This is a genomic window from Shewanella vesiculosa (genome assembly GCF_009994065.1).
Classification (GTDB): domain Bacteria; phylum Pseudomonadota; class Gammaproteobacteria; order Enterobacterales; family Shewanellaceae; genus Shewanella; species Shewanella vesiculosa.
This window is the reverse complement of sequence record NZ_JAACSD010000006.1, coordinates 1-20,373: the sequence shown is the minus strand read 5'-3', so window position 1 is coordinate 20,373 and position 20,373 is coordinate 1. Positions and strand designations below refer to the sequence as shown.

General features: G+C 37.2%; 19 protein-coding genes. 9 read left to right on the top strand and 10 right to left on the bottom strand.

The features are described 5' to 3' along the window. The first annotated feature begins 12 nt into the window (after positions 1-12). The 3 genes from GW828_RS06160 to GW828_RS06150 all read left to right on the top strand — a co-directional run bounded on the left by GW828_RS06160 (position 13) and on the right by GW828_RS06150 (position 1,970). Complete coding sequence (locus GW828_RS06160; protein WP_123884163.1) at positions 13-1,335, top strand: tyrosine-type recombinase/integrase; 1,323 nt, start codon at positions 13-15, stop codon at positions 1,333-1,335. A 69-nt stretch (positions 1,336-1,404) separates the two neighbouring features. Further along, the gene (locus GW828_RS06155) at positions 1,405-1,737 is read left to right on the top strand and encodes a hypothetical protein (RefSeq protein ID WP_123884120.1); all 333 of its coding nucleotides are present in this window, start codon (positions 1,405-1,407) and stop codon (positions 1,735-1,737) included. A 17-nt stretch (positions 1,738-1,754) separates the two neighbouring features. Beyond that, positions 1,755-1,970: a hypothetical protein gene (locus GW828_RS06150; protein ID WP_123884119.1), complete on the top strand. Its 216-nt coding sequence runs from the start codon at positions 1,755-1,757 to the stop codon at positions 1,968-1,970. Here the strand turns inward: GW828_RS06150 and GW828_RS06145 are convergent, their stop codons facing one another. The 3 genes from GW828_RS06145 to GW828_RS06135 form a co-directional block, all read right to left on the bottom strand. Continuing rightward, a complete protein-coding gene (locus GW828_RS06145) occupies positions 1,971-2,210 on the bottom strand; it encodes a helix-turn-helix domain-containing protein (protein WP_207893004.1) in 240 nt (79 codons plus the stop codon). Between the two features lie 153 nt (positions 2,211-2,363). Next, positions 2,364-4,034 (bottom strand): DNA (cytosine-5-)-methyltransferase, encoded by a 1,671-nt coding sequence (gene dcm / locus GW828_RS06140; RefSeq protein WP_123884117.1) that lies wholly within the window; start codon positions 4,032-4,034, stop codon positions 2,364-2,366. An 83-nt stretch (positions 4,035-4,117) separates the two neighbouring features. Next, positions 4,118-5,443 (bottom strand): MvaI/BcnI family restriction endonuclease, encoded by a 1,326-nt coding sequence (locus GW828_RS06135; protein WP_273693312.1) that lies wholly within the window; start codon positions 5,441-5,443, stop codon positions 4,118-4,120. 421 nt (positions 5,444-5,864) lie between these two features. Between GW828_RS06135 and GW828_RS06130 the strand changes: the two genes are divergently transcribed. Beyond that, positions 5,865-6,917 (top strand): DNA cytosine methyltransferase, encoded by a 1,053-nt coding sequence (locus GW828_RS06130; protein WP_207893003.1) that lies wholly within the window; start codon positions 5,865-5,867, stop codon positions 6,915-6,917. A 6-nt stretch (positions 6,918-6,923) separates the two neighbouring features. Here the strand turns inward: GW828_RS06130 and GW828_RS06125 are convergent, their stop codons facing one another. The 3 genes from GW828_RS06125 to GW828_RS06115 all read right to left on the bottom strand — a co-directional run bounded on the left by GW828_RS06125 (position 6,924) and on the right by GW828_RS06115 (position 9,620). Then, positions 6,924-7,643, bottom strand: a complete 720-nt coding sequence (locus GW828_RS06125) for an MAE_28990/MAE_18760 family HEPN-like nuclease (RefSeq protein ID WP_273693313.1) — start codon at positions 7,641-7,643, stop codon at positions 6,924-6,926. Beyond that, entirely contained in the window at positions 7,643-8,737 is a 1,095-nt protein-coding gene (locus GW828_RS06120) for a DUF262 domain-containing protein (protein WP_123884212.1), read from the bottom strand. The genes GW828_RS06125 and GW828_RS06120 overlap by 1 nt, the downstream gene beginning before the upstream one ends. A gap of 577 nt (positions 8,738-9,314) precedes the next feature. Beyond that, positions 9,315-9,620, bottom strand: coding sequence for a transposase (locus tag GW828_RS06115; RefSeq protein WP_165871070.1), 306 nt, complete (start codon positions 9,618-9,620; stop codon positions 9,315-9,317). 134 nt (positions 9,621-9,754) lie between these two features. On the opposite strand from GW828_RS06115, the gene GW828_RS06110 reads away from it, so the two are divergent. From GW828_RS06110 to GW828_RS06100, 3 genes are all read left to right on the top strand, one after another. Continuing rightward, positions 9,755-11,215, top strand: a complete 1,461-nt coding sequence (locus GW828_RS06110) for an AAA family ATPase (RefSeq protein WP_123884214.1) — start codon at positions 9,755-9,757, stop codon at positions 11,213-11,215. Continuing rightward, positions 11,208-12,053 carry an HNH endonuclease signature motif containing protein gene (locus GW828_RS06105; protein WP_123884215.1) on the top strand — a complete coding sequence of 282 codons (846 nt, stop codon included), beginning with the start codon at positions 11,208-11,210 and terminating at the stop codon, positions 12,051-12,053. Before GW828_RS06110 ends, GW828_RS06105 begins: the two co-directional genes overlap by 8 nt. A 641-nt stretch (positions 12,054-12,694) precedes the next feature. Beyond that, positions 12,695-13,510, top strand: coding sequence for a heavy metal-binding domain-containing protein (locus GW828_RS06100; RefSeq protein ID WP_165871071.1), 816 nt, complete (start codon positions 12,695-12,697; stop codon positions 13,508-13,510). Positions 13,511-13,601: 91 nt separating this feature from the next. On the opposite strand, the gene GW828_RS06095 is transcribed toward GW828_RS06100, so the two are convergent. The 4 genes from GW828_RS06095 to GW828_RS06080 form a co-directional block, all read right to left on the bottom strand. After that, positions 13,602-14,342: an endonuclease gene (locus GW828_RS06095; RefSeq protein ID WP_123884217.1), complete on the bottom strand. Its 741-nt coding sequence runs from the start codon at positions 14,340-14,342 to the stop codon at positions 13,602-13,604. 100 nt (positions 14,343-14,442) lie between these two features. After that, positions 14,443-15,699, bottom strand: a complete 1,257-nt coding sequence (locus tag GW828_RS06090; RefSeq protein WP_123884218.1) for a Y-family DNA polymerase — start codon at positions 15,697-15,699, stop codon at positions 14,443-14,445. Continuing rightward, positions 15,700-16,107 (bottom strand): LexA family protein, encoded by a 408-nt coding sequence (locus tag GW828_RS06085; protein WP_123884219.1) that lies wholly within the window; start codon positions 16,105-16,107, stop codon positions 15,700-15,702. A 536-nt stretch (positions 16,108-16,643) separates the two neighbouring features. After that, entirely contained in the window at positions 16,644-17,495 is an 852-nt protein-coding gene (locus GW828_RS06080) for a hypothetical protein (protein ID WP_123884220.1), read from the bottom strand. 283 nt (positions 17,496-17,778) lie between these two features. On the opposite strand from GW828_RS06080, the gene GW828_RS06075 reads away from it, so the two are divergent. Next, entirely contained in the window at positions 17,779-18,654 is an 876-nt protein-coding gene (locus tag GW828_RS06075; RefSeq protein ID WP_123884221.1) for a hypothetical protein, read from the top strand. 97 nt (positions 18,655-18,751) lie between these two features. Continuing rightward, positions 18,752-20,128, top strand: a complete 1,377-nt coding sequence (locus tag GW828_RS06070) for a hypothetical protein (protein WP_123884222.1) — start codon at positions 18,752-18,754, stop codon at positions 20,126-20,128. The last annotated feature ends 245 nt before the right edge of the window (positions 20,129-20,373 follow it).

Here is a 20,373-nt window from a genome sequence, read left to right as displayed (position 1 = left end):
CAGACATTTCTTATGAGTAAACAGACCGAAAGACACGACATTTCCGACGATTTATATATCTATAAACAAGACAACAGTAAGCGTTGGTATGCCCGTATCAAAACAGGTAATAAGTGGTACTCCAGAGCGACTAAGCAGAAGGAGAAAGAGCAAGCTATCGCTATGACCTATCGACTCCAAATAGAATTAGATGTCATGGCAAAAAGTAACACACTCGCAGTGTCCAAACGCTTTAGCGACGTTGCTGAGCAAGCAATAAATACCATACTAGTTTCAATTGATATAGAAAAATCGAAGCGTCGAAATGATAATGAGGATAAAGAAGAAGAACGCCGTCGAGATAAATACACAACCTATATCCAGATTTTAAGAAAATACCATATCCCATTTTTCAACCGCAATTACATTACTTCAATTGATAGCGATAAGCTAACCGAATTTAATGAATGGCGTGAGCAGAAGCTTGGCCGTAAACCCGCTAAGTCTACGTTAATGAATCATAATGCTGCCATGCAATTGGTATTTAGAGAAGCTATACAACGCAAATGGATGTTACCTGTCCAAGTCCCTTCACTTTCAACAAAAGGTGTTGGACCGCAACGACGTTCGCATTTATCTCCTGAAGAATATGAAAGGGTTTTTGATGCAGTCATACATTTAGAAGAAAACAGTGTAAGAGAGAAAACCCGCCAAATTCGTGAACTACTGCTCGATTATATGGAATTTGCCGTTTATACAGGGATTAGACCCGGTACTGAAATGGAAGGCCTCACATGGAATGATATACATATTGATACTAATGCCCACAACATAATTTTTTATATCACTGTAAGAAAAGGGAAAACTATCAAGCATACCGGTACAAGAGAAGTTGTTTGCCGCGATGAAATCTTTTCGAGTATACAGACATTGAGAGAGCGATTCCCGAATAGAAAGCCTACTGACAAATTGTTTTGTTTACTTGATGGTAACCAAACTAAAGCACTTACCAAAACCTTTGATAGAGCATTAATAAAAGCGAACTTAAAGGAGTCTCCACATGGCCTTAGAACACTTTACTCACTGCGTCATACATATATCACTTGGCAATTATTGGCTGGCGTAAGCATGGAGGTATTGGCTAAACAATGTGGAACAAGCATTGCCATGATTGAACAGCATTACAGTCATGTAACGCCTAAGATGTACAGTAAAGAGCTATCAGGTGTTGACTTAGGCAAAGCAAAGTCCAAAGTAAAAGGCAAAAAAACATCTGGCAGTAAGCAAAATGAAGCGAGGCTTTCTGAATTGTTTAAAGAATGGCAAGCCAGCTATAAGCAGCGTGGCTGTATTTAGATTCAGCAGGACACTTCTGGTGTTCAGTATCTCAATGATAAGATGTGTAACTACGTTCAGGAGTTAAAAATGACACTATATAAACGCGAGTTTGGTGAAGGCTTTAATTTAGGGTTTAATTTGGCAGACTACCCTTGGCTAACAGACAAGAGCTGGCACAACGATATGAGTCCTAGCTTTTTCTTTAAAGTGGGTATTCAGTACCTTGTCCTGTGGGTAGACTATGAAACTCCTGATGACCGCGAGCAATCAGAAGAACGTTATGTTGTGATGACAGCTATAAACGAAGGCACCGATAGTGAACCAGAAATTAACACTGGTGAAGATAGTGAAGTCGTGTTCACAACAGAAAGCTCCTCTGAACTAACGGCGTATCTAAAAAAATTAGCCTCTGCACACTAAACCCTAAGGATGACATCATGGATAACGACTCAAGCACATCTCTACCTTTTGAAGATGTATATAAAGGTTATGAAATATATGTTGAACCCAATCCAGACCAACACAACGAAGGTTTTAGCTGGTCTATAAGCAAGAATGATGAATGCCTAGACTCAGGCTTAGAGTTTGATATTAAGATGGCAATTGATACTGCCCATAACGCTATCAATGTTTTAGAAAACGAATCACGCTAATCAACTAGACTTATTATTAACCAGCTCAACTTGTAACCTACGGATAAACTCTTCTGAAGTAATCCCCAACGCATCAATCAACCCTTCGAGTGAATCAAGGGTTATGTTACGAACAGAGCGCTCTACTCCTGAAATGTAAGTGCGATCAATGCCAGACTTTCTAGCCAATTGTTCTTGGCTTAGCCCAGCTTCATTTCGTATTTGTTTCAACGTTAAAGCTGTAGCATATTTGAGCTTCACGATGTTTGTCCGAACAGAATAATGATGCCAAGTGTGACTCATAGTAGATTTAGTATCTATAGACTATGAGTCACACTCGATAAACTTTATATATCTAATGCCTTATTCCTTCACAATTACAAAAAACTGCCGTCTAATATTTTCCTCATTGGCCTACAAACTTTTCTTCAACAAATCAGCTACACCACTAAATACTGGTACAACTACAGAATTACCAAATTGCTTATATGCTGAAGTGTCAGCACACACAATTCTGAAATCAGTATCGGCTTCGTTTCTGTCTTGTTCTGGCTTTTCAAAGCCCATTAAACGCGCGCATTCACGAGGCATTAAACGGCGGGGAGTGCGGTACAGGGAGTCAAATTCTTCAGCATAACGACCGTACTTGTCGTCATACATCTTCTCGCCTTCTTTAATCTCTTCATTAAAGGTTTTCTCAGTCGATTCTGGGTTACCTTCCTTCCACTTATTCGCAAACTCTAAAGCGAATTGTTCTCTATCTTGGTTTTTGCGAATAGCGAACTCTTTTTTACTCTCAAGGAACTCATCAGTTAAGCCATTTTGGTTTATCAGAATTTCCGAACCGTCTTTGTAATAGCGAGCAGATAGAGTTCGAGTTACTGCTTGTTCATTTTTAGGATTAACTAACCCAAAACCGAAACCATTGCCCTTGCTCTGATGTTTGAGAGCATAGTGGTATAGGTAATTCCATAAGTTAGGCGTTAGCGTATATTTACCTTGCTCGGCTTTATTGAGTGGAAGAAGAATATCAGCTAATGAATACCGGCTCTTTGGTTTAGCTATATCTTTCAAACTTAACCTAGCGAGTTCAGGTTTAGCAGCTAATACATCTTTTCTCACACCAACTAAAACGATACGTTCGCGGTGTTGCGGCGTAAATAAAGCCCCATCAATGATTGTAGGTTCTGGCTTACGCTTACGTACAATTTTAATTGCTTCTTCGATATCTTCATGCTGGTTACTTATATCTGCAATCCAGTAACCAGCTCTATCTAACGCTCGAATTATCGTCGCAAACGTATTCCCTTTGTCGTGGCTTTTAAGGTTTTTTACGTTTTCAAGTACGAAGTATTTTGGCTGTCTTACTATAAGTATTTGTTCCACATCAAAAAATAGCGTTCCCTGAGTATCGCAGTCAAAACCGTGGGCGCGCCCCAGTGAGTTTTTCTTAGAAACTCCGGCTAAAGAAAACGGCTGACAAGGGAAGCCAGCAAGCAATATATCATGCTCTGGAATATGTGACAGGATGCTTTGCTTTCTCTCTTCTCCACTTGCTATATCATCACTACTTCTTGTTACTTTTGTAATATCCATAAATGATTTGTTTTTATGTGGGTTATCTTCCTCACTATTTAAGAAGTAAGGTAATTCACTGTCATCCACATAGTGGTTTGCAAGATATGTTCTGCGAGCATTCGCATCATACTCACTTGTAAACACACACTTACCACCTACTGCTTCAAAGCCTTTTCTTATTCCACCAATACCTGCGAATAAGTCGATAAATGTGAAATCAGGATTATCCCAGTGCGCAGGTTTGCGAGGCAGTAAGTTTTCTCTAAGATGCTCAATCGCTCTTTCATGGAAAATGATTGGATGCTTTTCTGCTGAAGCTTTCCACTTATTAAGCTTCTCTCTTGTCACCGAGGCAAAATCGCCACCAAGCGATTGAAATTGAATAGCAAGATTTTTCTGGTCATAAATCACGATAAGAAGATGAAGTAGCTTATCGCTTTCTTTTCTATTCGTTTCAATTCTTAGTTTGTCTAACTGATCGCCTGTAAGTATTTCGCTATATAACATAATTTAATCTACTGGGAGTTATGAGTGAAGTTTAACACACAAAATTCCCAGATGGTTAGTTTATGTTGTATAGATATTCAATTCTAAGCTTTGCTTAAATCGAGTACTCGTAGCGAATGATACAGCTGATTAATATCTTTCCACTTTACCCTAAACTGGCTTCGTTTCTTCGGTTTCCATTTATCTCCTTCTAACTTCATGTTGATACCTGGATCATAATAGATAGCACAGCTATGAAGCGCTTTTAGGAAGTGTTCTAAAGATGTGCCCTGCCCCAATGTCACTTTAGGACCATACAAATAGCGTGGAAGAGTATTATTCTTGTTTGCTGTATAAGTTACATAGCATGTGTTTGAGTGCTTTCTCTTCCAGTGTTCAATGACTTTATCAAAGCTCCAGCCTGCTGCTAATTTTCCGAATTGATCTCTAAGCATTAAGCCGCCATCGGGGTCAGTTATTTTGCCTAATCTGGAATCGTATCCTTCCAAATACATGGTTAGGTTAGTTTTGAGGTTTGCTTTGTTTACATCGTGACGGCTTGCAAAGTCTAAGCGTTCTTTTTGCTTCCTAGTTGCATAGAAATCAAGAAACGTTTTTAAACCATCTTGGATATAAATCCCGGTATTGGGTTCGGGTGTCATTAATGTAACCACTGAACCAGAATGCGCCTTTAGCTCCCAATCCATGAAATCAGGATCAGCGAATCCGTTAGGGGTGATATTAAACTGTGCTTCTAGTGTATAACCACCGCCGTTCTGAGCTTTATAAGGGATTTTAGTACCGTCAGCTTGTAATCGACATGATTCAATTGGACCGTCTTCATATATGGCTCGCAATTTGTCTAGCAGTTTCTCTTCGCTAGTTTTTCCAACAGCCATAGATTCATAAAAAACAGAAGCCACTAAATTTGCTTTGTTCTCAGTGACGAGTTGTTTTAATTCCAATGCAAGTTCATCTTCCCATGATGTGCAATATGCCCATGTGGTTGTTTTATTTACACCTAATACTAGATAACGATGTATTCCAATCCTTTCGGCTCGTTCTTCTAGTGTTGGAGGTTGCATCAAATGGCGAGGTGTTATGTCTAACTTTCGGTTAGTACCAGATAAAAAGCCCGACATACGAATTTCAGGATATTTGGGGTATAAAATGATTTGGCTTTTTGGCGCTCGGTCAACATTTCCGCCTTCGTCCATCCAATAGAAATCCAATGGAGCCTTAAAAATAGGGCCTTTTTTACTAATACCATCAGCATAAATCTCACCAGAAGGAATAGAGCGGATCACATCAAATTCTGACCCCAAGTAGATCTGTTGTTTAGTGTTATCATTGTTAGCTAACGACTTAAAAAATATTCGTGAAGCTCCAAGCTTACGCATCTGTCCTGAAATAGCTTTAAAACTAGTCATCATCCCTCTAGGAGCTCACAGATTGAGCGGTTGAGTTGTATCAAAAATAACAAGAACACGCTAAGTTGTTCATTTGTAATGATAGTAACTACAAACAGTACAAAATCCGAAAGGAAAATACACTTTAATAAATTTTAAAGTGTATATTTAGTCATATTTTTATCAATTTACAACAAAATCACATCTATCTCTGTCAAGTCAGTATATTCACTCTTATCGCTTTAAACAGCGCTTCATACGACTTCAGGTCACATAGATATAAATGAGTTAATCGCCTAGGAAATATTAGTCATATTGACTATTTCTTATTATTCATTTTAGTTGCTCACTAGAGGTTTACACTATCGAAATCGCTAAGTGGAGTGACTACAGATATAATAATCTGTATCATTAAACACAATTTACTTTTTACATTTGAGCTATGCAAACTACTATTGAAAATGCTGTAATTGACCTGTTTTGCGGTACTGGCGGACTTACGCATGGTTTACTGCAATCAGGTTTAAATGTAATAGCTGGCTTTGACATTGAAAAAAAATGTGAGTATTCATATGTCGCAAACAATCACCCTGCTAAATTTTTTGCTTCAGACGTATCACAAGTAACAGCAGAAAAATTAAACTCCCTTTTTGGTAACGCACAAGTAAAGATTTTAGCTGGTTGTGCTCCCTGCCAACCTTTTTCAACCTACACACAAGCTAAAGATAAAAAGACTGACAAAAAATGGCCCTTGATGTACGAGTTCTCAAGATTGATTAGAGAATGTCGGCCAGAGATAATTACAATGGAAAATGTTCCAGATGTTATTAAACATTCAGTTTATACAGATTTTGTTTCTGAACTTGAAGGTTTGGGTTATTTTGTTTCTGCCCAAAAAGTACCATGTAAATCATATGGTATTCCTCAAGATAGAATTAGGCATGTGCTTTTAGCTAGTCTATTTGGGCCAATTGAACTAATTGAACCCACCCACAAGGAACCAGTCACCGTAAGGCAAGTAATCGGTGACCTTCCAAAACTAAAAGCAGGTGGGCAAGACTTACAAGACAAACTGCATAAAGCAAGTAAGCTATCTGACTTAAACATGCGACGTATTCAACACTCTAAGCAAGGGGGCACTTGGAAAGATTGGCCTGAAAACTTATTAGCAGAATGTCACAAGAAGAATTCAGGCAAAGGTTATAGTAGCGTTTATGGCCGTATGCTTTGGGATCAACCATCACCAACAATGACAACTCTTTGTTATGGTTTTGGCAATGGTAGGTTTGGTCACCCAGAACAAGACCGTGGGATTAGTTTAAGAGAAGCTGCTATCTTACAGAGCTTCCCTAAAAACTACTCATTTGTCGCAGGAAATGAGAACCCAAGCATGAAGCACGTTGGGAAGCTAATTGGAAATGCTGTGCCTGTTCGCTTGGGTGAGGTCATAGGATTGTCAATAAATAGACATATATCTCGATATTCTACAGTCTAAATAGGTCTATGCCCCTTCTCTGAACTCTTCTCGATAATATAACTGACTATTTATATAGTTTTCAATATTTGTAAGCATTTGGTCTAAGTAAGCAATAACTTCATTCTTAATGGTTCTAAGTTCATCTACAGAAGTCTCTTGACCACGGTTCTTAAATGAGTCACTACCGTGTGCTAGATTGTTCCTTGTTTGCTTAATTTTAGCTAGGGCTTGTCCATTGCGAGTAACTGTTCGATTTGTCTCTGATGAAAAGCCATACAATGCAGCAATCTCTCTTAGCTTCTTTGCATCGACATTACCGGAAAACAGAGGGTTCTTGTTCGACAGAATAACTTTATCGTGATCATTCAGCCATTCTTCTACTATAAAAGCACCTACTGTTTTATTACTCAAATTAGCTTGAGAAATGGTCTGTTCATTAACTTTCTTAAATGCTCGCTTTGCTAGTTCTATGTTTAATTTGTCTGCACACAAAGCTGTTTCAGTTTTTATTTTTGTATGTATATCCTCAATAGCATTACATACTGTTGACTCAATTAAATTATAAATAATTAAATAAGCATTCGCTTTTAAGATATGTATCAAGTCTCTATCAAACGCTTTTTCTTGGTCAACGAATTTTAGCTTTGGCCGTAAGTCCAATAAATCAAATAAAAAATCAAAATATATATTTATTTCACTTGCTCTTTCATCGTACAAATGTCGACTGTCCATAATAAAAGCCATTAAATGTCCTCACCTTCTGGCAGACCCAATAGCATATTTCTTACATATTCGATCCTCGCTTTGACTTTAGGTTTGGAATTACTTGCGTCAGATCTTGTATGGAAGATAAACCGATCTGAGTTCAACCAATTAGCTACATTCTCAGGAACAAGATTAGAGTTGTTCTGCAAAGCTAACATTGTTCCAACAGAGATAGCCTCGAAACGAATTCGAGGGACAGTGGCATGCTTAGCTTCTTTGCGAAAACCATTAGGAAAATAGACGTCAACAAATTTACACATATCATGGAAGTTTTTTTGTAACTCATTTTCATCGAAATCTTCATTTTTAGCTTGAAGATAATTCGTCAAAAATTCATCTACGCTTTTTACAAATTCTTTATAGTTGTCTTTATATGCAAAAAAACGTAAAACTAACTCTGGATACTCAGCTCGTTTGATTCTTGCTTCTGTTAGAGGGCAAATACTTCTAAAGATAGGATCTTTAGACAACTTCTCAACAAAAGTCAAAAATGGTCCATCTTCGCTACCGCGTCTCTGTTCCATTTTAACCAAGTTCTTACCACCAGTATTAAGTCGATCAAAAATTTCTCTTCTTGTTTCTTCATTTGCAAACTGGGTTAGTTCAATCATACGGATAGTTTTTCTTGCAAATCTCAGTTGAGTTGGTCGACTTAATTGAGAAAATGTAAAACCATTGGCTTCAGAGATCTGCTTTAGCTCTTCCAGCCTCAAATCATCAGTCAAGAAGGAAACTATCGTTCGAATTCGTTGACTTCCATCTATTATTTCCAAACGTCCTTCATTGTCCCCCTCTCCAACATCAGCGACAAAAATATAAGGAATTGGAAGGTTTAACAATAAAGATTCGATAAATCGTGACCGTTGCTTCTCACTCCAAACAAATTCACGTTGATAATCAGGTACGAACAATTCAGCTTCATCACTCTCCAAGCCCTTAGTAAACTTGTCTTTGATTACACTAAGGGGGTACTCTCGAATATCCGAATCAGTAACTCTACTTTGAATTTTTATAGCTTCATCTAAGCGTTGTTGAGCGTCTTCATTCTGCATATCTAATTGTTTATTTGCCACTATAATTTCCCATCAGATCAAAGATGTTATATACAACATAGTGTATGACAGATAATCAAATACACAAAATGCTCTATCGATTAATGAATGTTTAAAAGTAAAACTCAAGTATAACTTGCGATTATGGGCCGCCGATTCTTACTAAAGAAACACCAGATTCAGGTGTGGTGGTCTACAAAAATTGGTCAGAAGCAGAAGGTTACGACGACTCTTAAGCAAATGTACATCCTTAGGGTTTGTATTGTGCTTTTATTTTTTGCATGAGCAGATTATTGCGCAACTTTACCAAAGCAACATATTCGTTAAATAACATATTGACAGAAGACACAGCACTTGCAACTGTAGTCATGGTCATTTTGATCAGGATGAAATATAAACTACTATGGAGCGTACATTATGGCTGTAAAACATTCCCCACCAGATGGAGCGAGTATCGTACATAAGGGACAAAAAGGTGGAACCACAGGATGCGGAATCGACACTACAAAAAAACCTTCTCATTGGACAAGCACCAGCAGCAACATTACGTGTAATAAAAATGGCTGTAAAAATTAGTTAGACGCTTTAGGGCTGATATTCAGCCCTTTCTTGAACCATATAGCAGCTCAAAAAACTTGATGATTAAACCCATTTTTATAACCATTGTGGTTGAAAGTTTCTCTGTCGATGTAGCCCGCATTTTAAGCTGAGCAAATTTAGTTTGTAGATTTTGCTCATTTTCACGTTGCTTAGGGAGTTTTGAGAAGGTTTTACTCCAAGCATATAAGGTTTTAGAACTGAAGCCTAAACGCTCTGAGACATCGTTGACAGAATAGCCTTGCTTAATAGCTTGATTGACGGCTTCTTGCTTAAATTCAGTTATATGACGAGTACCTTTAATCATAATTGGTCTCTTGTGGTTTAAGTTACAATTTTTTACCATATAAAAAGTGTCTATAGGTCTCAGGCCTTACCACACTGCTACCCTACACATTGTAGTTCTTTTGTGGATAGGGCAGATAAAAGATAGGATTCTGGATGAAAGGTTTAAATGTATATGTTGGCGATGTTGCTCCAGCCAAAATGGATAGGCTTGAGGAGTCATTTTTCCTCAAAAATTATACTTGGGACGATTATTCTTATCAAACAACGTATAAGTTGTTTTACATTAATACAAAAAAAGTACTTTTTGAAATTGGTTCTGTAAAAATTGCTACGTCAGACCTTAAACACTACGAACGCCCTTTTGCGAATGGCTATATTAAAGATATATCAGATAAATATTTTTCTCTAGGTCAAGATAAATCATATTATTCATTTTTAAGGGATTTACCAAATAAAGGCGGTAAAAGGCTTTTGGCAATGCTCAATGATATCGCGTTGAATAGGGAGGTCTGGGTTAAAAATAAAACCTCGGATGCGCTTCGTGATTCTTTGCAAAGAAACGTGACTAATTTAGATATTATTAGTTACCAAATGGTATTTGAAGGTAAAAAAGAAATACTCGATTACTGCTTAACTATTAATAAAGAAAACCCTGTTAGTTTTAAAGTAAATCATAATCTACCATTTAAAAACTCAAATATTCATGCAGTAATAGGTAACAATGGCGTAGGTAAGACTACTTACCTAAAAGAAATTACAAAGAAAATAGTAGATGGTGACTTCTATTGTAATATCTTAAGTAAAGTCAATACGGATGATCTTGATGATGGAATTGAAATTGATTACATCGAGAGAGTACTTTTTATTAGTTTTTCAGCTTTCGATAACAACATCCCAGATATTGAAAGCAGGTATAGATTTGAATACTTAGGCTTACATGATAATAAGGGCGGATTTAAAAGCCCTGATACATTAAGTAAAGAATTTAGTGAGTCATTAAAGAACTTAGTTAATGGTAAGCAATTAGATTATATAAAGGTGGTACTAAAACCACTAGAAAATGTTGATTATCTTGGTGAACACGTAGATTACTTTTTTGAGCATATTGAAGAGCTACCAAAAATTGTAAAAATGTATACTGAACTAAGTTCCGGCCACCGAATTGTCTTACATACGCTCGTATTATTAATGGATAGTTTACATCAAGGTGTTGTTACATTATTTGATGAACCTGAAACGCATTTACATCCACCTCTATTGGGCGCATTCCTTCAATCTCTTCAAATAATATGTGATACGTATAATGGTTTATTGATATTTGCCACGCATTCTCCAATTATCCTTCAAGAAATACTGACAGAAAACGTTCTAGTTCTTAGACGATTAGATAAGGATGTCACATATACCCGTCCTGATATCGTTACTTACGGTCAGAATGTGTCAAAATTAACGAGAACTGTATTTGGCTATCAGAATGTAGGGTTTCATAACACAATCAGCGAGCTAGTTGATAATAAAACAATAACGAAAGAAAATATCTCTACTTACAACCAAATAGGCTCAGAAGCAACAACAATAGCATGGAGTCTACTTTATGGGAGTGACGATGTTTAAGAATATTCACTCTTTAAAACCTGATGTTGTAATTGAATTCTATTTGGCAAAAAAAGGAGTTTCAAAAAAGCATAGAAAGAATATTAATAGGATTAAATCAGCTCTACTTAATGACACCGAAATTTATAAACAACTCGCTACTAAGGGTGATTTTCATAAGGTTAGTGGAAAAATATCTACTATCGACGATGATAGTATAAAGAGCCTAAAGATATTGTATGACAAGTATGTAAAAGAAAGTGGGGTCACAAAATTAATATTTGATCAGAGCCTATATTGTGTCGGTTGTCAAAAAGGCTATGCTACAGACAGAGCAACAAAAGATCATTTCTTACCCTCTTCTACCTATCCTAACTTTTTTGTGCTTCCATGGAATCTTGTTCCGACATGTGGTGACTGCAATAGAGCTAAAAGCAACGTCAGTCCAAGAAGTAATATAGAAAACTTACCGCACCCTTATTATAATGCTCCCCTTTTCAAGAAGAATTGGTTAAAGGTTGTGGTAGAAAAACGTAAGCCATTAAAGTATGAGCTTACTTTTGACGACTTACTTAGCCCGTCGGAAAAACAAATGGTAAAAAATCATTTAGTAGCATATAAACTTGAAGGAGTGTTTAAACGTCATATGTCTGTACTATTTGATGAATTGGAAGATGGACTTCGTGAAACTTTTGTTAATAATGGTTCGGCTAACCTAAGATTGTTTTTAGAGGGAGAGAGACAAAAAGCATTCGTTTCTCCATTGAAACTTAAAACTTACTGGCCTATCAATATTGATTATGTATTTATATCAGGCTTGTATGATTCTGATTGGTTCTGTGACAATTACTATCGTTGATCAAATCATGCTTAGTGTACTGGTCAAGTTAAATTGGTCACGATTTTAGATTAATTCCAATATAGAGTTGGGAAGGCCTGAGACTTATAAACACTTTTTATTTACCATCAGCAGCATAAGCTGAGGTTTACATCAGTTCATCACGATAATGTGCAATCTTATCGATTAAGCTCTATAAGTGCACTTTAATATAGATTAAAGTGCACTTTTAGCGTGTTTTAGCGCTTTATTAGCTCGTTCTGCATGTAATCGTGAGAGAAATACATAAAACGTAGAATATGCAGCGTTAACTGCATATTTAGTCATATTTTTATCAGTTTACAACGAAAATACATTTATTTATCTCAAGTCAGTAAAAGCACAACAATAAAATTAAATTCAACAGTCTACTCAACAAAAGTTGATTCGATATTGAATAGATTCACAGCGACTATCTACAATCTTATTTGCTTGTTCGTGTAACCCTGCTCGACCATCAGTTTGGCATATTTGGTCACTATAACGATAGGATTCAAAAGGGTTGCGCAAACATATTTAACGGCTAGTCGTCTGTAGAATTGTGAATGGACAACTTCAATGCTATTTTTAGCTAATAAGGGATTTCTATATAAAAGGATGGATGATTGATGGGAAAGGAGTGCATGAATTGCGGTCATATTTCTGATGACACGCAAGAGGATTCTACAAAGTGTGCAAACTGTGAGGTATATTTTCATAAGTTTGAAGCAAGATCGCAAAAGCTTGCTACCAAGGAAGGTTTAACGTTAGCAGAGTACTTTGCTCAGTCCAAAGCTAGCAGGCTAGAGAAGCAACGAGAATTAGAGGCTAACAAGAAAGCAAAAGATAAGCTTGCTCGTTTAACCCTAGAAAAGCAGAAATTGAACGAAACAGTAAAACGATTGCAGTGTTCAAATGGACTATCAGACATTCCAAATGATGAACTTATCGATGTAATTAATTCAACTTTCATAACCTCGACGGACTCTATACCTGGGTATGTTACTCGTACCCTCATAGGGATAGTCTCATCCGAATCTTTGTTGAATAAAGAAGCGCTTACTAATTGTCTAATGGAACCTAGCCCATTAGCACACCATTGTTCGAACGTAAAAAAATTGCTGGCTGACGCTAGGGATGAAGCGATAAAAGAGCTTAAACTAGAAGCTGTTCGTGCAAACGGAAATGCTGTTGTTGGTGTGAAATTTGAACACCTAGAGATATCGTCAGCCAATACAATGTTAGTTATTGCCACAGGAACAGCGTTATTTGTTGAAGAAACAACCGAAGTCTTCGATGCAGATCCTGTTTTGAGCGTAGCTAATATATCAAACGTGAGCCGAAGCGACTATGACCTCATCGGTAGGGCTGCAGATTTAGCTTATCTTTCAGAGATAATGGGAGAAGAGTCGGATGTTGTAATGGACGAAGCTGTGGATATTTCAATTTTTGATTTGTGATTGTCGGTGGTTTGCATTAAGAGCTACTAGTTAATAGTTCACCTTTAAAATTTACATTGATAAACAGCAGCCTACTAATACAGTTGATTAGCTATTGAATAGATTCACAGCGACTATCTACAATCTTATTTGCATTGCCTTGAAGCTTTTCAATACGTTTAGAACGTTTACACTCCCATCGAGTAACAGGATCTTGTTTGTCCCAAACTTGCATTAATTGACTTTGTTGCTTACTCATTTTGTATTTAGGATAAGTCTGTTCCATATACATGTATGTTCGAGCAATAGTGCCACGAGCTGCTATGGGAGGCTGTGCCTTACGATCATCTATACGCATATCACAACTACCGAAATCAGACTTAGCAGCAGGCAGCATAGTGAAGTTGTAGTTACTACGTAGCGCATTGACGGCACCAATAGCAGGGAAAAGATTGTGCATATCGGCCTGCATGTATCTATACTCTTTATTCATCTTCTCAGCACATTTTCTTCCCTTAAATGGCTTTCCTTTGCTATCAACACATTCGTTATGACCATCACGCCATTCACTAAAAGCACGACCAAAGTTCTCGGCAGGAACCACGTGTTCCCATTCGACTTTTTTAGCTCTTTTTAAATGAGTAGTAGTAACAAAACCTTCAGGTGATTCAATGTTCTTTTTAGCATCAAATTTAGCACCACAGTAGATTGTTACGCGGTGATCTTGATACACCTCTCGTTCAAGCATCTTCTTTGCTTTGTTGAATGAATCATTAGATGTATTTCCAGCTGCAATAGCTGTTGAGCTAAGAGCCAGTAGAAAGAGAGGTAGACTAATTTTAAGTAGGTTCATTGAAAGCTTTAAGCTAAGGAACAGTAACTAGATAATGCCTGATTTATCTAGTCAGACCAAGCATATGAGTGATACGAACAGTGAAAACATTAATATCTGCTTAGCACTTAATGCGCGGCACACTAAGCCATTTAGTTGTGTATTGCGGTGTCAGTAAATCCCTTCTCATTGCCCACTTATGCTCTATACCTTGTGCAGCGAGAAACACTGTATCACTGCCATAACGTTGATTGATGTGATCTAGTGCCAGCATTAATGCTGGCTTAGCTGTCGGGGGATTAAACAAATCAAATTGGCTGTTCTGTTCGCTAGCTAAATCGATTAGGCCAATTCCTATCTTGTAATAGTGCACACCATCACGAAATAGCTTGGGCGCAGCTTCACTCATAGCTTTGGTTAGCTCGACGGTGCAGTTAGTAGGACAAGGGAAATGCACTATAGCTTTGTAACTAACAGGACGTTCATCAAAGGGTGAGTTGCTTGCAAAAAGTAGCATGGTCTTACAGCTTGAGCCTTGCTTACGCGCTTTACTGGCTGCAATACCGACATGTTTGCTCAAAGCTTGTAATAATGAGTCAAAGTCGGCGATCCGCTCCCCTACACTCCGCGTTGAAAATATCTGCTTTTTATCTGCCCTCGCTTCATCCCATACTTTACACGCTTGGCCATTAAGCTCACGAACGGTTCGTTCTATTTCAATACTAAATTGTTTTCTTGCCAGTGTCGGCGGCATAGAGGCGAGTTGAAACGCAGTATGAATATTCATTAGTTCAAGTTTCTTACTGATTCGGCTTCCGATCCCCCACACATCCCCTACAGCAAGCTGCTTTAAAATAGCAATACGCTCTAGCTCATTACTAATGAAACAAACCCCTTGGTAGCCCTCAATCTTCTTAGCTGCATGGTTGGCGATTTTAGCTAGAGTAAGTGTTTCACCAATACCCACACAGACTGCTAATCGCGCTTCTTTCCACACTGCACGGCGGATTAACTGGCCTTGAGTAAGGAGGCATTTGATAGCGGGATAGCAGTTCTTAAAGGAGAGGAAGCTTTCATCAATAGAGTAGACATGTTGCTCTGGGGCAAAGCGGCCAATGATGTCCATCATTTTGCTAGATAAATCAGCATAAAGTTCATAGTTTGAGGAACAGACAATAACACCACGTTTGGCGCATAAGGCTTTAACTTGAAAGTAAGGTAGAAACTTCCCGATTCCAGCTTCTTTAGCTTGACGATTAGCAGCAACAATCATCCCATCGTTGTTACTTAGCACAATAACAGGCTTACCACGCCAATCAGGGCGAAAGACTTGTTCTGCACTGCAATAGAAGCTATTAGCGTCGACTAGGGCAAACATCTAATGCTCACACAGTAATGGGCTTTGACGGTGGCAACGAATAGAGCGAGTCACTACCCCCTCAATGCTAAATTCATCATGTTCATGAATGGTTACTGGCTGGAATTGCTGATTTGAAGAAAGGAGTAAACGGCGTTGAGAATCAAGGATTTTGCAAACAAACTCACCGTTAAAATTGGCGACGATCACATCTCCGTTTCGTGCTGTTTCATAGCGATCAACAATGAGCACATCACCATCAAAGATACCGACGTCCTGCATTGAATCGCCTTGAGCGAGCCCTATGAATGTCTCGCTAGGATGTTCGATAAGAAGATCATCTAAGCTCAGGCCTAACTGACTGTATTCAGCTGCTGGGCTCTCAAAACCTGTGATGCCTGCATGAGCAGGTATAGGGATAACACGCATATCAATACCACTGTATATAATTACAGTAATTCTAGCAGCTAATTCTAGAGGTGCAAGAACAAATCACAGTATCAATGAACGGCCTCTTTTGAATATATTTTTGAGAAGTTCCCACCTTAAAAAGGTTTGATTCTTAGACCAGTCTTTGTTCAGGGCTACCGAATGAACGCTTATCACTCAAAAGCTATTCGAAAAACACTCATGGTCTATACGGATGTCAAGCTGGCGACAGATATTGATGAGTGCGATTGAGTGTACCATTATTGTTAAGGTCAATTATTGAACACTCATGCGCTCGCCCTGAGTCTTTGTTACAACTTCAGAGTTAAACAATTTACAAGATAGGGATTCGGCGATATCAATTCACGTGCATAAACCGCTATAGTGCATGGAAGGCGATCTTAAAAAATCCAGTAATAAATTGCGAGATCGCAATTATGGACATGCACAAAACAATTAAAATCCTTGACGTAAAATAGTCAAGTCAAAATGGTTATAGTACTATTCGTAACAGTATTGATAAATGTTGAAAGCTGTTAGTTCTTGCTTTCATTATTTTGCTTTCTTTTGACATCAAGGTATCGTCGATAAAAAATAGAGTATTTAATTATGTTACAAGAAAAATATTCCCAGAACAGAATGTGGCTATCCTTATCAAACTTATTTTTTGGATTAAGATTTTTTGGATTAAGATTTTTTATCATAAACGTACATTCTATTATAAAATGCTTAAACCGATGCCTTAAATCACTCTCACCTCTCATCTTTAACTCGTAAGCCTTTAAGTCATAAATCGTATTTAAACAGACATCCGCTCTCCTACTGTCAAAATATTCTATCTTTGAAGTTTTCATTAAAGGTTCAACTATTAGGTAATAATTTCTCATTTTAAACCTTAGCTCACCGACTTCAATTACTTCATCTTTAGTTATGTTTACTTCAACATTGCTTTTAAGTAGAGCACTTTCCAAATTAGTGTTTTGTTTAACGGCATTTACTTTTGAATTGTGAACACAAACCCTTTCATAATTAAGGAATCGTTTAAACGTGATAGGAAAACGATCAATTAAAACATACAAATCAACCCATAACCCAAAGTATTCATCACTATTTTTAAATTGACTGTCTTTATGAGTTTTTTTTAGAAGTTTATATGTAGAAGAATAATCCTCAATGAACAAAATCTCTTTTTCAACAATTTTTTTGCTATTTTTCGTTAAATAGTCATGAAGCCTCTTTTGCAACTTAAATATTAACAATGGTCTTCTTTCATCTATACAACCTAAGATAAACTCATTAGTTAGCAAGCATCTGTAAATAGCAAATTCATCTTCATCAAACCCATCAAAGATGTTTTCATTTACACTCAACTTCTCGTATCCGCCCATTTATTAACCACTCAAGCAAATGCACCATAAGGCACTGTTATAAAACACATTTAAAAAAATTAATGCTTTATCCGGCTAAAAATTCAGTTTACACGCTTCTATTGTACCTATCCAGCCAAAAAATCAAAAAAAACAAAGCAAACAAGGTTAAACACGCTATTTTTCATGTGCTTATGAAAAACTTGTGACTACGTTAAAGTACGACTAGTTCGAAAGATTGTTCAAATACTTAGGTTTCTTTAAAGAGCCTATAGATAGTTTCAAGACAAAACAGAAGGTAAATATGAAAAATTATCACAGTACAAGCGTTAGTTCAGAACCTGATTTTAAATTTGTTAAAACAATCACCAGTAACAAAAAAGCATTCAAAGGAGGTTTGACTTTAAACTCAAAGAAAATGAAAAAATTATGCAAGGCTTTAACTAGCTCTTCTAAACTAACAAAATCAATACTTTACATAATCTACACCAACAATGGCTATAAAAATCTTGGCTATTCATCTTTCAAAGCATTTGTAGAAAATGAACTGACCATTACATACGATGCCGCATGGAAACAAGCCCGCTCAGCGAAGATTGCCTATTCCATATGTGGGCAAGCAGGCATAGATTTATTTAGTGATAGCTCCATGCTTGCAATGACAGACCTGAATAATGAGGAAATTAATGAAGTTAAATTATTGATTGAAAGCAAGCATGGCAAGGAAATGACTACCGAGGGTAAATATACTCAAAAAATTGTTGAAGAGGCAATTGACACTTTCCGAGAGAAAAATTCATTAAATGAACATCCCATCGACAGCAGTGCAAATGAATCGCAAGATATGGTTGAGATGGAATGTCAGCCAACGGAAGGCTGTGATTTAGAAATATCAGACATTGAATGTTCACAATCCGAGGATAGCAGTATGGAAGTGCTAGTAACCGAACCTAAGCTGATTTCCTCTCCAATAATAAAAAGCCTCTTTAACAATGTATCGAAGGAGAATTTTAGCATCTCACTTAACCAATTTATAGATTTTTTCACTGATGAAGTCCGTGAAAAAAACAATGTAAAAGCAATTTTCACTGCTTTTTTAAAAACCGAGGCAGGAAGCAAGAAAAAAACATTAAAGCAAGCAATAAAGATGTTGGAAAAGCAATTAAAGAAATGTAATTAACAATACTCATCCTATTAACTGGCTCATATTGGTATTCAAAAATATGAGCCATTCTTAACTTAAAGTCGTAATTTTTATAGTCCAGCAAGGTATTACCATGAAAACAAAATCATCTAAATCAGCTATTAATAGTACTAGTTTTAATTGTTTTAATTGTTTTAATGAGAAAGTAATTAATAAAGCATCTGACTCCAACTTATCTTTTGAATTAAAAAAGATTGAGACTGATATTAAAATTGATATCTATGGCATGCCAGAAAACATCATTCCATATCGCTTAGCACACAACCGTTTTGTACCTGAAAAGGTATACTTGAAAATGGTCAAAAACACAGCTTTTAACGCCATAGAATTAAATGCGTTGCACATCCTTTTTGATTCCGCCATTCCCGGCAATGTTAGCCTTGAATTATCACAACTACATGCATACAGTGCGATCATTAGCTCGCAATTAGCGAACCCTGAAAAATGGGCGAATTATCCTATTTTGGATAAGTTGCATTTGACGGTAAATATCACACGTCAAGAGATGAATGCGCTAATAGTTGATGCCACAGTTATTGCAGCGAAAGCAGGCTTTTATTTAATTGCTAAGCCTCCTAAACGTAAAGAAAACCAATATCACGAGAAAGTACTGACTTTCTGCTCTAAAGAGCGTAAAGATGCAAAAATCTACTTTTTCTTAGGTGATAATGCTAAATCACGAGAATTTCCTGCAAACCTACTTCGTATTGAAGTAAACCCAGCCCGACATAGCCATGCAGAATTTAAATGCTTTTTTTTAGCACTCAAACAGTCTGGTAATATCAAACAATACAAGCAGAAGATGAAAAAAGCTAATGTTACTCAGAATGATCTCGCAATTGACCTGCTGTTTTGCCCGATAGTGGTATTAATTGTAGACAAGTCTAATATTAAGGACAAATACTCCAATCACAGCAAGCATGATGTGAAGAACTGTACTCTCGTACAGACAGTTACAATCGGAAACATTGAGCGCTCTTACACCACCCTTTATTCAAAGACTGAGAAAATTCTTGAAGCTAGGATGGAGAATAAAAAATCATCTCTTCCACTTCTTCTGAACGGAGATTGTAACCCTATTCCGGTTGGTCGTACTGAACATAGCAAACGGATACAGCAAGATGGTGGCAAATTAATGATGAAAGATTTAGATAAGAAATCTAATCAGAGTCTGGTTAAGTCGCTACGTGTATATCGCCCAGAGTTGTTAGCAACTGTTCATGAGACTCAGCAAGCGCAAGTCTTGAAGGACGGGTATATGGTTACGATGAAACAGCACGATGAAGCGGTGTTTGCATGCCGAGAGGACTTCCTTAAGCCTTTTCAAATGTATATCAATAATAAGGCTTTCCAAAAGATGCAAGCACGTATTCTTAGAAAAGCTAAAAATTACATTATCAATCCTGACAAGAAGCCTGTAACCGTGTCAAAAACAGCTACTGAAATATAGGCTCCAAAGTGATATTATTAACGTGTTTCTAGTATCACTTTTCCCTTCTAGCTCAACCCTCTAAATACAATTCAACTAATACACTTACTGGAGTTTTCAATGACTACAGCGACCCCGTTCGCGCTGTATTTGAGCCGCCTGTCTTCTAATAGTCAGCGCTCTATCAGCTCACAGATGCGCAGTATTGCGCGATTAATGCAATGGCAAGAAGACTGCCTCAACGACAAGCTATGCCAGATTGACTA